This window comes from bacterium SCSIO 12827 (assembly GCA_024397995.1).
Taxonomy (GTDB): Bacteria; Pseudomonadota; Alphaproteobacteria; order Rhodospirillales; family Casp-alpha2; genus UBA1479.
This window is the reverse complement of sequence record CP073746.1, coordinates 413867-426279: the sequence shown is the minus strand read 5'-3', so window position 1 is coordinate 426279 and position 12413 is coordinate 413867. Positions and strand designations below refer to the sequence as shown.

The 12413-nt window shown below is 62.1% G+C and carries 12 protein-coding genes; 7 read left to right on the top strand and 5 right to left on the bottom strand.

The window, feature by feature from the left end:
* The first annotated feature begins 25 nt into the window (after positions 1-25).
* From KFF05_01995 to arsJ, 4 genes are read left to right on the top strand one after another with little or no spacing between them, the layout of a single operon-like run.
* Positions 26-1249 carry a CoA transferase gene (locus KFF05_01995; protein UTW52179.1) on the top strand — a complete coding sequence of 408 codons (1224 nt, stop codon included), beginning with the start codon at positions 26-28 and terminating at the stop codon, positions 1247-1249.
* A gap of 12 nt (positions 1250-1261) precedes the next feature.
* Complete coding sequence (locus KFF05_01990) at positions 1262-2002, top strand: MBL fold metallo-hydrolase (protein ID UTW52178.1); 741 nt, start codon at positions 1262-1264, stop codon at positions 2000-2002.
* A 15-nt stretch (positions 2003-2017) separates the two neighbouring features.
* Complete coding sequence (locus KFF05_01985; protein ID UTW52177.1) at positions 2018-3082, top strand: ArsJ-associated glyceraldehyde-3-phosphate dehydrogenase; 1065 nt, start codon at positions 2018-2020, stop codon at positions 3080-3082.
* Positions 3083-3108: 26 nt separating this feature from the next.
* On the top strand, positions 3109-4329 hold the full coding sequence (gene arsJ, locus KFF05_01980; protein UTW52176.1) for an organoarsenical effux MFS transporter ArsJ: 1221 nt from the start codon (positions 3109-3111) through the stop codon (positions 4327-4329).
* Between the two features lie 14 nt (positions 4330-4343).
* Here arsJ and KFF05_01975 read toward each other — a convergent pair whose 3' ends face one another.
* Entirely contained in the window at positions 4344-5318 is a 975-nt protein-coding gene (locus tag KFF05_01975) for a sugar-binding transcriptional regulator (protein ID UTW52175.1), read from the bottom strand.
* 227 nt (positions 5319-5545) lie between these two features.
* Between KFF05_01975 and KFF05_01970 the strand changes: the two genes are divergently transcribed.
* The 3 genes from KFF05_01970 to KFF05_01960 are packed head-to-tail and all read left to right on the top strand — an operon-like array spanning position 5546 to position 8521.
* Complete coding sequence (locus KFF05_01970) at positions 5546-5869, top strand: PadR family transcriptional regulator (GenBank protein UTW53542.1); 324 nt, start codon at positions 5546-5548, stop codon at positions 5867-5869.
* Between the two features lie 60 nt (positions 5870-5929).
* Positions 5930-7321: an NAD(P)-binding domain-containing protein gene (locus KFF05_01965; GenBank protein UTW52174.1), complete on the top strand. Its 1392-nt coding sequence runs from the start codon at positions 5930-5932 to the stop codon at positions 7319-7321.
* Positions 7322-7330: 9 nt separating this feature from the next.
* The gene (locus KFF05_01960; GenBank protein ID UTW52173.1) at positions 7331-8521 is read left to right on the top strand and encodes an MFS transporter; all 1191 of its coding nucleotides are present in this window, start codon (positions 7331-7333) and stop codon (positions 8519-8521) included.
* Positions 8522-8579: 58 nt separating this feature from the next.
* On the opposite strand, the gene KFF05_01955 is transcribed toward KFF05_01960, so the two are convergent.
* The 4 genes from KFF05_01955 to KFF05_01940 all read right to left on the bottom strand — a co-directional run bounded on the left by KFF05_01955 (position 8580) and on the right by KFF05_01940 (position 12230).
* Complete coding sequence (locus KFF05_01955) at positions 8580-8849, bottom strand: hypothetical protein (protein ID UTW52172.1); 270 nt, start codon at positions 8847-8849, stop codon at positions 8580-8582.
* Between the two features lie 183 nt (positions 8850-9032).
* On the bottom strand, positions 9033-9683 hold the full coding sequence (locus tag KFF05_01950) for a response regulator transcription factor (protein UTW52171.1): 651 nt from the start codon (positions 9681-9683) through the stop codon (positions 9033-9035).
* A 67-nt stretch (positions 9684-9750) separates the two neighbouring features.
* Positions 9751-11613: a CHASE3 domain-containing protein gene (locus KFF05_01945; GenBank protein ID UTW52170.1), complete on the bottom strand. Its 1863-nt coding sequence runs from the start codon at positions 11611-11613 to the stop codon at positions 9751-9753.
* A gap of 17 nt (positions 11614-11630) precedes the next feature.
* Entirely contained in the window at positions 11631-12230 is a 600-nt protein-coding gene (locus KFF05_01940; protein ID UTW52169.1) for a hypothetical protein, read from the bottom strand.
* Positions 12231-12413 lie beyond the last annotated feature (183 nt).

Below are 12413 nucleotides of genomic sequence, written 5' to 3'. Positions count from 1 at the left end.
CGAGAAATAATCTCGGGAGGCAGACATGACATCACGCAGCGCCCTGCAGGGAATTACCGTGCTCGACATGAGCCGGGTTCTCGCCGGCCCCTCATCGACCCAACTGCTTGGGGATCTCGGTGCCGAGGTCATCAAGGTGGAACGGCGCGGCGTCGGGGATGAGACCCGCACCTGGGGCCCGCCCTATATGAAGGACGCCCAAGGCGGCAACAGCGGCGAAAGCGCCTACTACCTGTCGGCCAACCGCAACAAGCGGTCCGTCACGGTCGATATCGCCAAGCCGGAAGGCGTCGCCCTGATCCGCCGCATGCTGGCCAAATCGGACGTGCTGATCGAAAACCTGAAGGTCGGGGGCATGGCGAAGTACGGCCTAAGCTACGACGACCTGAAGGCCAATTTCCCCGGCCTCGTTTATTGTTCGATCACCGGTTACGGGCAGACAGGCCCCTACGCGCCGCGCCCCGGGTACGACATGATGGCCCAAGGCCTGGGCGGCCTGATCAGCATGACCGGCGAACCCGGCCGGCTTCCGGTCAAGGTGCCGATCGCCGTCAACGACGTGATGACCGGCATGTACGCGGCGGTCGCCATCCTGGCGGCGCTGCGCCACCGGGACGCCACCGGCGAGGGTCAACACATCGACCTGGGCCTGCTCGATGTCCAGGTCGGCTGGCTCTATAACCAGGGCATGAACTATCTGATCGGCGGCACGATCCCGGAACGCCTGGGCACTGCCCACCCCAACACGGTGCCGTACCAGGCGTTCGAGACGAAGGACGGCTTCGTCATCATGGGCGCCAACAACGACGACCAGTTTCGCCGCTTTTGCGATATGGCAGGGGAACCTGAACTGGCCACTGATCCGCGCTTCGCAACCAATCCGGATCGGCTGAAGAACCGCGACGTCCTTATCGCCAAGGTGCAGGAAATCATGTACCGGCGGACCAGCACGGAATGGATCGAAGACCTGAGCGCGGCGAGCCTGCCGGTCTGCCCGATCAACGACCTGGAGCAGGTGTTCGCCGACCCCCACGTTCAGGCCCGCGGCATGAAGATTTCCATGCCCCATGGCGCCGCCGGCGGACAGCCGGTGGACATGATCGGCAATCCCATCAAGATGTCGGGAACGCCCGTATCCTACCGCCGCCCGCCGCCGACCCTGGGCGAACATACCGACGAAGTTTTGCACGACGTGTTCGGCCTGTCGCAGGACGAGGTTTCCCGTCTGCGCGCCGACGAAATCATCTAAGAGGAACATTCCATGAGCGTGACAGTCACCTTTGTCGGATCGGGCGATGCCTTCGGTGCCGGCGGCCGATTCCAGACCTGTTATATGGTCGACGCGCCGGGCTTTCGCTACGTCATCGACTTCGGCGCCACCAGCATGACCGCCTTGAATCAGCTCGGCATCGATCACACCACCATCGACGCCGTGGTGCTGACCCATATCCATGGCGACCATTGCGGCGGCCTGCCTTTCTTTCTGATGGATTCCATGCTGGGGGCCAAGCGGACGAAACCCCTGGTAATCGCCGGACCGCGCGACACCCAGGCCCGCATCGCGGGCATCTGCGAAGCTTTGATGCCGGGCATGCACGCCATGTCACCAAAGTTTCAACTGGATTATGTAGAAATGCCGGTCATGCAGGAATCACAGATCGGCCCGCTAACCGTCACCCCCTATCCGGCGGCACATACGGGGGAGACCAATCCCACCAGCTTGCGCACGGAGATCGCCGGGAAAGTCGTTTCCTATACGGGTGACAGCGCCTGGACCAAGCACATGCCGGCGCTAGCCCGGGACGCGGACCTGTTCATCTGCGAATGCTATTTCTACGGCAAGCCCATCAAGTTCCACATGAACTATCCCGACATTGTCGAGCATAAGAACGACCTGAAGCCCAAGCGCATGATCCTGACCCACTTCAGCCGTGAAATGTTTCCTCATAGAGACGAGGTGCCCGAGGAAACGGCCCATGACGGGCTGGTCGTCAATCTTTAGGAGAACACAGCAGACATGACCGTACGTGTTGCAATCAACGGCTTCGGCCGCATGGGCCGCCTGGCCCTGCGCGCGGCCTGGGGGTTCGATCCCGCCAAACCGGCCAGCCTGCAAGGCCCGGGCGGCGCCTGGGGCAGGGGCGATATCGACATCGTCCACATCAACGAACCCGGCGGCACGGCGGAGATGGCGGCGCACCTAATGGCCTTCGACAGCGTCCACGGCCGCTGGCCCGTGGCGACGCGGGCGGACGGCGCGGATGCGTTCATTCTCGGTGACCGGCGCCTCGGGTATTCCAGCACATCGAAACCGGCCGAAATCGACTGGGCGGATCTGGGCGTGGACCTGGTTTTGGAGTGTTCCGGCAAATTCAAAACCCGCGACGCCTTGGCGCCCTATTACGCCGCCGGGGTAAAGAAAGTCGTCGTCTCCGCACCGGTGAAGGGCGACGCCCTGAACATCGTCATGGGCGTCAATGACGACCTATACGACCCACAGGTCCACGACCTTGTGACCGCGGCATCCTGCACCACCAATTGCTTGGCCCCCGTGGTCAAGGTCATCCACGAAGGCATCGGCATCGCCCATGGCATGATCACCACCATTCACGACGTGACCAACACGCAGACGGTAATCGACAAGCCCATGAAGGACATGCGCCGGGCCCGTTCGGCCCTGGCCAACCTGATCCCGACGTCGACCGGATCGGCGACGGCGATCACCATGATTTTTCCGGAATTGAAAGGCAAGTTGGACGGCATCGCCGTGCGGGTGCCGCTGCTCAACGCCTCCATCACGGACTGCGTGTTTGAGGTCGCGCGCAAGACGACAGTGGAAGAGATCAACGGCCTTCTGCGCCGGGCCGCCGATGGGCCGCTCATGGGCATCCTTGATGTCGAGGACCGGCCCCTAGTGTCCAGCGACTTCAAAAGCGATACCCATTCGTCGATCATCGACGCGCCGTCGACCATGGTCACGGACGGCACCCAGGTGAAGATCATCGCCTGGTACGACAACGAAATGGGTTATGCCCACCGCCTGTACGACCTGACGGAGAAGGTGGCGCGGTCAATCAATTGACCCGTCCTGCCTTGGAGCATCAAGCGATGTTGGACGTTCGAAAATACGCCGTCGTGACCGCCGCCTATTGGGGCTTCATGCTCACCGACGGTGCCTTGCGCATGCTCGTGCTCCTGCACTTCCACCGGTTGGGCTACACCCCGTTCGAACTGGCGGTGCTGTTCCTTGCGTATGAGCTGATGGGCATCATCACCAACGCCGGCGGCGGCTGGGTGGCGTCAAGGTTCGGCTTGAAACTGACCCTGACCGGTGGCCTGTTGCTTCAGATCGTCGCCCTGCTCGCCCTCTCCGCGCTCGATCCTGCTTGGCCGAAGGAACTGTCCGTGCTGTTCGTTCTGGTGGTCCAGGGCCTGTCCGGCGTCGCCAAGGATCTGACGAAGATGAGCTCTAAAAGCGCGCTCAAATTCGTCGTGCCGGAGACCGGAACCGGCGGGCTCTACCGCTGGGTCGCCCTGTTGACGGGATCCAAGAACGCCATCAAGGGCTTGGGCTTTTTCATCGGCGCCCTGCTGCTGTCTGTCGCCGGGTTCCAGGGCGGTTTGTGGCTGATGGCCGGGTTCCTGACGGTCATCCTGGCAAGCGCCGCCCTGGCCGTCGAAAAAGGCATGGGCAAGGCCAAGAAGAAAGCCAAGTTCACCGAAATTTTCTCCAAGTCGCGGGAGATCAACTTGCTGTCGGCGGCGCGGGTGTTCCTGTTCGGTGCGCGCGACGTGTGGTTCGTCGTCGGCGTGCCCGTATTCCTATACGATCAACTGGGTTGGACCTTCAATCAGGTCGGCACATTCATGGCCGCCTGGGTGATCGGTTATGGTTTCGTGCAGGCGGTGGCACCGAAACTGACGTCGCGCTCCCTCGACGGGTTGAGCGCCGAAGTCCGCGCCGCAAGGATCTGGCTGGTCCTGCTCGCCCTGACCGTCGTGATGATCATCGCGGCATTGAGCCTCGGCGTTGATCCTGGGGTCGCTTTGATCGCCGGACTGGCTCTGTTCGGGATCGCGTTCGCCGTGAATTCCGCCGTGCATTCCTACCTGATCCTGGCATTGTCGGAAAACGATGGCGTGACCCTGAATGTCGGCTTCTACTACGGCGCAAACGCCACCGGGCGTCTGTTGGGAACACTGCTGTCCGGTATCTCTTATCAATGGGCGGGGATCGACGGATGCCTGATCGTCGCGTTCGCGTTTCTTGTCGTCGCCACGGTCTTCACGTCGTTCCTCAGCGACAAACGCGCGCTGCACACGGCCTAGAAACAACCGCCCCCTTAGCCGCGCAGCAGAACCGCCGCACACTTCTCGTCCGTGATCAGCGTATTGGCCAGACCAGCAGACAGGGCAGCCCGCACGATGTCCGCCTTGAACGTGCCGCCGGCCGCAAGGATGACATTGGGGATACGGCGCAGCGTCTCGAAAGGCACCGACAAGGTACGGGCATTGATCTCGTGATCGATCATCCGCCCGTCCGCATCGATGAAATAGTCGCAAATGTTACCGACCGAGCCAGCCCGTTTAAGGTCCGCCACCTGATCGCGGGTCAGCACGCCGTATTCAACCATCTTCGTCTTGGCTGACAGATCGACCGCCGAGATCAGGGCCGCCTGACACCGCCCGCCAATATCGTAGATCCGGCGGACCGGGTCGCTTTCGGCAAAGGTCGCCCGGGCGGCCGCCGTTTCCGCAATCATCGGCGCGGTCATGTAATAGCAGCCCGCGCCCAGGACGCGCGCGAACGCGGCGGCGTTGTCGTAAGGATTGATGGCGCCGCTTTGCGGCAGGCCGCCCGACAGAGACACGACGGTGTTCGCCGCCCCTTCGCGGGGAATCAGGCTGAACCCCGCGGCATGGATCGTCGCCCCCCAACCAAGCCCCAGGAAGGCATCGGGCGCCAGCACACCGGAAAGATACTGCCCGGCGGCGAGCCCGACCACCCGGCGCACCTCATCCTCGTCCGCCGGGGCCGGCACGACCACGGCATTGCGCAGGCCGAACGTTCCGCGCAGCGCGTTCTCGGCCTCCAGACAGGGTGCCAGCGGCAGATCCAAGGTCACCCGGACAATCCCTTCGCGGCGGGCATCGTTGATCACCCGGTTCACCGTCGCCCGGTTGAGCCCGACGCGATCCGCGACCTCCTGCTGAGTTTGTCCCTCGCGGAAATGGTACCAGCAGATGCGCGCCGCAAGCGCCGGATCGATGGCGGCGGGGCGGGTGCCTGAACCGCCATTCTTTTTCTGTTTTGCCATGGCCTATCCTAACCTCCCGCGGGGCGCCATGCGAGCCACGATGGCCGATGACATGCGCCACAGGCAGCAAACAAGCTGACTTGATTTATGTATTGATGGATAATATATTACCCATCGTAACTATCTTTACTCACACCTACCCCGATAGTGTCATGCCCCGATTAGCCCCCGTCGCGCCGCCAGAGATCGACTACACGGATCCCGTCTATTGGAACGGGCTGATCAAGATGAGCTTGTCGAAGTTCTTCATCCTCTGCGTCCTCAATCGTCGCCCCATGCACGGCTACGAAATCTCTAAGGCTGTTGAGGATACGACACAGGGGTGCTGCTCGCCGACGCCGGGGGCTCTTTACCCGGTCCTGAAGGAATTCGAGAAGGGCGGCTATGTCACTGCCCGCGAAGAGGTCGTGAGTGGGCGGCGGCGGAAGATCTACACCATCACCGACAAGGGTGAAACGGCATTCCAGGTCGCGGTAAAGGCCTGGGCCGAGGTCGGCGCCTGCGTTTCCGCCAACAGCGAAGGGATCTGCCGGACCGAGGATTGCTGCTGATATTTTTTGGCCTTTTATATCACCCATCAATGCATTGAACATCAGACAAGGACACGTGTCATGCCCGCTTCTTCACCCCGATCAGAACTGCCCGTCGCGATCATCGGCGCCGGCCCGGTCGGCCTTGCCGCCGCCGCGCACCTGCACGAATACGGCCTGCCCTTCGTCATACTGGAGGCCGGAGCCGAACCCGGCGCCGCCATGCGTGAATGGGGGCACGTGCGCCTGTTTTCCCCTTGGCGCTACAACGTCGACAAGGCGGCCCGCCGCCTGCTGGAAGACGCAGGGTGGCAAGCACCCGATCCCGACGCCCTGCCCACGGGCGGCGATATCGTCGACCGCTATCTGGCGCCGCTCGCGGCCCACATGTCGATCCGCCCTCATCTGCGCCTCAACGCCAGGGTTACCGCCCTTGGCCGCAAGGACATGGACAAGGTCCGTTCCGAAGGGCGCGCGGAGCGGCCGTTCGAAATCCGGCTCGCCGACGGCTCTTCTCTTGACGCCGCCGCGGTGATCGATGCCTCCGGCACCTGGACCGCGCCGAACCCCATGGGGGTCGGCGGCCTGCCCGCGCCCGGCGAAGCCGACTGCGCCGATTATATCGCCTATGGCATTCCCGATGTGCTGGGCCGGGCCCGCGCCGATTACGCCGGCAGGCGCACATTGGTGGTCGGCAGCGGCCATTCAGCCTTCAACGTGCTTCTAGACCTGCTGGACCTGAAGGATGCCGAACCGGGCACGGAGATCGTCTGGGCTGTGCGTCGCGATACCGGCGACACGTTGTTCGGCGGTGGCGCCGCCGATGCCCTGCCGGCGCGCGGCGACCTGGGAATCCGAACCCGCGCCGCCATGGAATCGGGCCGCCTGACCCTGCTCCGCCCCTATTCCGTGCGCGCCGTGTCGCGCAACGGCGACAGTCTTGATATCGACGGCGTCTTGGACGGCGGTGACGACCACCGACAGGTCGACCGCATCGTCGTCGCCACGGGCTTCCGTCCGCAGCTTGACATGCTGCGCGAGGTGCGCCTGGGTCTCGACCCCTGGCTTGAGGCCGTCAACGACCTGGCGCCGCTGATCGACCCCAACCTGCACAGTTGCGGCACCGTACGCCCCCACGGCGTACGCGAACTAAGTCATCCGGAACCCGATTTCTTCATCGCCGGGATGAAGTCCTACGGCCGCGCACCGACCTTTCTGATGACCACGGGCTATGAACAAGTGCGCTCCATCGCCGCCTCGCTCGCCGGCGACCATGAAGCGGCGCACCGCGTCGAACTGGACCTGCCGGAAACGGGCGTGTGCAGCCTACCGGGCGTGACCGAGGAATCCTCCTCCTGCTGCGGCGGACCGGCGCCCGAAGAGGTCGACGCCTGCTGCGTCCGTGACATGGATGCCAAAGCCGCCGGCAAGGAGGGCTGCGGTTGCGGCCCTGATACGGCCGCAGGCGCCTAAGGGCTGATTATGGCGACCCAACGCCGAGCCGTCGTTATCGCCGTCGGCACTGGGCAAACCCTGGGCTGGGGGTCAACCTACTATCTGCCGGCGATCCTTGCCGAACCCATTGCGGCGGAGATCGATGTGACGACCGGCCTTGTCTATGCCGCCTTCTCCGCGGCCCTGATCTTGTCGGCATTGCTCGGCCCGGTCGTCGGGCGCCAGATCGACAAGCTGGGTGGGCGCGGCCTGCTATGGACGGCGAACCTTGTGTTCGCCACCGGCCTGGGGATGCTCGGCCTGGCCGAGAATGCCCTCGGCCTGTTCGCCGCCTGGCTCGTCATCGGCGGCGGCATGTCCATGGGCCTTTATGATGCCGCCTTTGCGACCCTCGCCGGCCTCTACGGCCGTGATGCCCGGGGCGCCATCACCGGCATCACCCTGATGGCCGGGTTCGCCAGCACCATCTGCTGGCCGATCACCGCCTTCATGGAAGCCGAGATCGGCTGGCGTGCCGCTTGTTTCGCCTGGGCCGCCGCCCATCTGGTGATCGGCCTGCCACTTAACCGGCTGTTCGTGCCGAAAGGAAACGGCGCGCCGGCCGGTGGAGAGACGGTCGGGGAATCCCATCAGTCCGCGGGCCCTGGAGAGCCCCCCAGATTCGCCGCCGCGATCCTGGCCTTGGTCTTCGCGATCACCTGGTTCACCAGCACCGCGATGGCGGCGCATCTTCCCCGGATACTGCAAGAGGCCGGGGCCTCTCCCGCCGCGGCAATCGCCGCGGCGGCCTTGGTCGGCCCGGCCCAGGTCGCGGGCCGGCTGCTTGAATTCGGATTCCTAAAACACTATCACCCCTTGCTGTCCGCACGGCTGGCGGCACTAACCCACCCCTTGGGTGCCGCCGTAATACTGGCCGCCGGAGCACCCGCCGCATCCGCATTCTCCCTATTGCACGGCGCCGGCAACGGCATCCTCACCATCACCAACGGAACGCTCCCCCTCGCCATCTTCGGGGCGGTGGGATATGGGCGGCGTCAGGGATTGCTGATGGCACCGGCCCGTTTCGTCCAGGCCGGGGCCCCTTTCCTGTTCGCCCTCGCGATCGACCATATGGGCGCCGCCGCGCTTATGCTTTCGGGTGTGCTGGGGCTCGTCTCTTTCGTCGCACTGATGGCATTGCGCCCCCCCACTCGTGGGGTCCAGGGGACAAATTCTTAAAAAGACAAAGGCTGGAAACTTTCCGAAGTTACCGATCCTTGATATCCGGAAAGGGTTCCTAAGACGGCCGGAAACCCGGCGGCAGGTTCAGCCAGGCTACGGCGTCTTCGATGTCTTCGAATACCTTGCGGTCCATGGGCCCTTTGCCGTCGCGGGCATAGATTTCGTCACACACCCGGGCAGTGTTCGCAAAGCGGTCGGCGGCGACGGTGTTGTCCCGCCGATAGACCAAAGCCGCGGTCGCCGGATGGTCGAACATCTTGGCGATCTGAAAACCCAGCACATCAACAAAGGCGCCTTGGGTGGAATCAAGCCCAGAGGCGGCCATCAGGCCATCATCACAGACATAAAGCCGACGCATACCGGACCTGAAGTCCGGTGCTGCGGCCAAATCCCGCAGCGCATCCACCGTCTCCAGAAGACTTGATTGTCCGAAGACGGAAAAGCTTACAAGATTTTCGGCCTTATGGATTTTCCACGAAATGCCCATGACGGCCCGCGTTCATAAGGGTTAGTAATTTTCCTGCACATAGCCCCTCGTAACGAGTCCCCGTTCGCGGGCGACAACGGCCGCTTGTGAACGGTTCTGCACGCCAATTTTTTTGAAGATGCTGCGCGCATGCAGCTTCACCGTGACTTCATGGATTTCAAGATCACGAGCGATCTGCTTATTCGGTTTTCCGTCGGCGATGCCCTCAAGCACCTCCATCTCGCGGGGCGTCAGGCCTTCCGCATTGATCTTGCGGTCCGCCGCCTCGGCAGCCAACGCCTGCATGGTTTCCACCGGCACGTAAGTACCGCCCTCGGCGATCACACGAAGGGCCCCCGCATAGGCGGAGCCGGTCAAGGTTTTCGGCAAAAACCCATGGGCGCCGAGATCAAGGACGGTCTTCACGTCCCGTGTCTTGGCGACGCCGGAGGTCACGGCAATGGCCAGGTCAGGATAGGTAGCGCGAAGCCGTTTGACCCCTTCCGTGCCCTCCATGCCAGGCATGGAGAAATCCAGGACCACGAGATCGTAGTCCCCCTTGTTCGAAAGCTTGGTCGTCACTTCGTCGAGATTGGACGCCGCCTGAATCTCGATATCGGGAAAAGCGCGGTTAAGATGCTCACGCACCGCATCGAGAAACATGGGATGGTCATCGGCGAACAGCAATCGCATTCTGCCTGCCTCGTTTTTTTATGGCCGCTTCGCTTCGCAGCCGGATGCACCCCCCCCGGTCCATACTTTAGTATGCCCTAAACACATACTTAGGTCGATACCGAACAAGTTTTTGAAATCGGGCCGCAAAAACCCCATTTTCCGCCGTCAGATGACACATGGTAAAAAAAATTGGAACCCGGTCAGCGCCGTAACGCCAGCCGGGTTCCAGGGGGAGGGAGGAAAATTCTGTCTGTGGCCCGCGCCCCTTAGGCGGCGCGTACGTCATGCAGGAAGGCCTGCACGATCTGCTGCAGGAGGAGGATTTCTGCGCCAGTTCGTCGGACGCACGCAGAACCTCGGTGGCAGAGCCGTCGGTATCGTTGGCGGCGACCTGCACGGTCGAGATCGAGCTTGAAACCTCCTGCGTCGCAGCCGCGGCCTGTTCGCAGTTGCGGCTGATCTCCTGGGTCGCGGCGGCCTGTTCCTCGACCGCGGCGGCCACGGCCGACGTCATCTCGTTGACCTCGGCGATGGTTGCCTTGATCACGTTGATGGCACTCGCCGCCTCGCCCGTCGTCGACTGGATCTTGGCCACATGGGCCGCCACTTCTTCCGTCGACCGCTTGGTCTGGGCCGCCAGGTTCTTGACCTCCGATGCCACCACCGCAAAGCCCTTGCCGGCTTCGCCGGCGCGCGCCGCCTCGATGGTCGCGTTGAGCGACAGCAGGTTGGTCTTCTCGGCGATCTCGTTGATCAGTTCCACCACCTGACCGATCGCCTGGGCCGCCTCGACCAAGCCGTCGACCTTGCCCTGGACCTGATCGGCCTCGCTCACCGCCTGACCGGCCTTTTGCGAGGACCGCGCCATCTGCTGGGTGATCTCACGCACCGACGCGGTCAACTCTTCCGTTGCCGTCGCCACGGTCTGCACGTTGGCCGCCGTCTGTTCGCAGGCCGCCGCCACGGAGGACGACTGACGGGTCGTGGTTTCCGCCGTGCCGCGCATGCTGGTCGCCGTCGCCTGCAGTTCCGTCGAGGCCGACGACACCACACCGAGCACTTCGCTCACCGTCGCATCGAACGTCGACGTCAAGGACGCAAGCTTCTCCGCGCGTTCGAGCTGCGCCTGCTGATCTTTCTGTTGCTGCACCTGCAGGTCGCGGTTCTCGATTAGGCGCTGGCGGAAGAATTCCACCGACCGCGCCATGTTGCCGACCTCGTCCTTCCGTGTCTGACCTTCGGTTTCCTTATCGTAATTGCCTTCGGCCATGTCTTCCATGAACCGCGCCATGCTGTCGATCGGTCGGGCGATGCCGCGCGACAAGGTCAGCCATGCCAAAACCGCGAACACCAGGGCGATGGCCGTGCCGAGAAACAGGCTGAGCAGGGTCATCTTGAATTCGCCGGAGACGCTGTCGCGGTTGTTTTTCATCAACCCCACCGAATGCGTCTTCAAGGCATCGAAACTTTCGAACGCCTTCGCGATTTCCAGTTCTCCATATCCGTTGGCTTCGAGAACACGAGCCTCATCCACGGTGAAGCGTTGGCGCATCAGGGTGATCTGCCGGTCGACGATCGTGTCCTGCCATTTGCGGACACGGGCGTCAGCCGCCATCAGATGTTCCTTCGCCACCGACGCGCTCAGATGCGATTCAAGCTTTGTGATCTTTTCCAGATACGTCGCCTTGGCCGCCGTGTAGGATTTGATGTAATCGCGGTTGCCGCTGATCAGCAGGCCACGGATGGCTGACTGCTGCGCCGCGACAAGGGCGCGGACCTCTTCCAATTCAAGGACGATGGAATTGATATGCGCCATATCATCGACCTTGTTCTGGGCGGCGTTCGTATTGACCGTGGTCACCCCGGCCAGGGCGCCGATAATAACTACCAGGGTCAGGAAGGCGGCAATCAGCTTCTTTGAAATCGTAATGTTATTGATCGCGTTCATGATTCCGTCCTCAAGCGCTATATCTTGCCGGCTGTCTGACGACGCCGGAGTTCAGTCAAATTGACCTCAACCGTCACCGTACCGACCGCTTCGACACCGTTGGTGATCGACATATTGACCTGCACATTTTCGGTGCCCGTCGCGTCGCCGATCTCGGGTTTATCGATGAAAACGGCCGTCGGCCCCATGGGAAAGGTCTTCTGAAACTTGGCCTCATCACCCTGCCAATAGTCGCTGGTGATGGCGCTCTGGCCGGCGTTCAAGCCCTTGTTGTCCATCACGAAAATTTCCGTGTAGAGACCGAGGGATGCCGCCTGGATTGCCGTCAGATAGCTCGACAGCGGGCTGGCCAGGACGGCGGTGATCAGCGGTTGATCATCGATCTTACGTTCGGCGCGCCACTGCTTGTCGAGCGTCAGGATGCTTTCTTCCGTAAGTCCGTTGTGCCGCTTGTTGCTTGCCTCAAGGCTCAGCAAAACCACGGGCGAGGCCGTCCACGAGCGAATCTGATCGAGCAGCTTATCGGGAACGACCTGGTCGTCGGCGACAGCATTGGTTGCGACGCCATAAAACATCGCAAAAACAACCATCCACAAGACATGAAGACGTGTACGCATTTCCAGTTTCTCCTCCGAAGGAACCAGAAAATAGTACATTTATTTAATATAATAAAATACTGGGCATTAGTAATACCCAGCAGACAATTGGTATACCAAAGATCGACCGTAGGTATTATTTATTCCTATACTTAGGTATAGGGTTAGCGGATGAAATTAGCGTTATACATCCGATAAAAATGC

Bases quoted from the DNA above. Each gene is read 5' to 3' on its own strand.
- KFF05_01995 (UTW52179.1), top strand. From the start codon at position 26: ATGACATCACGCAGCGCCCTGCAGGGAATTACCGTGCTCGACATGAGC.
- KFF05_01990 (UTW52178.1), top strand. From the start codon at position 1,262: ATGAGCGTGACAGTCACCTTTGTCGGATCGGGCGATGCCTTCGGTGCC.
- KFF05_01985 (UTW52177.1), top strand. From the start codon at position 2,018: ATGACCGTACGTGTTGCAATCAACGGCTTCGGCCGCATGGGCCGCCTG.
- arsJ (UTW52176.1), top strand. From the start codon at position 3,109: ATGTTGGACGTTCGAAAATACGCCGTCGTGACCGCCGCCTATTGGGGC.
- KFF05_01975 (UTW52175.1), bottom strand. From the start codon at position 5,318: ATGGCAAAACAGAAAAAGAATGGCGGTTCAGGCACCCGCCCCGCCGCC.
- KFF05_01970 (UTW53542.1), top strand. From the start codon at position 5,546: ATGAGCTTGTCGAAGTTCTTCATCCTCTGCGTCCTCAATCGTCGCCCC.
- KFF05_01965 (UTW52174.1), top strand. From the start codon at position 5,930: ATGCCCGCTTCTTCACCCCGATCAGAACTGCCCGTCGCGATCATCGGC.
- KFF05_01960 (UTW52173.1), top strand. From the start codon at position 7,331: ATGGCGACCCAACGCCGAGCCGTCGTTATCGCCGTCGGCACTGGGCAA.
- KFF05_01955 (UTW52172.1), bottom strand. From the start codon at position 8,849: ATGGCCGCCTCTGGGCTTGATTCCACCCAAGGCGCCTTTGTTGATGTG.
- KFF05_01950 (UTW52171.1), bottom strand. From the start codon at position 9,683: ATGCGATTGCTGTTCGCCGATGACCATCCCATGTTTCTCGATGCGGTG.
- KFF05_01945 (UTW52170.1), bottom strand. From the start codon at position 11,613: ATGAACGCGATCAATAACATTACGATTTCAAAGAAGCTGATTGCCGCC.
- KFF05_01940 (UTW52169.1), bottom strand. From the start codon at position 12,230: ATGCGTACACGTCTTCATGTCTTGTGGATGGTTGTTTTTGCGATGTTT.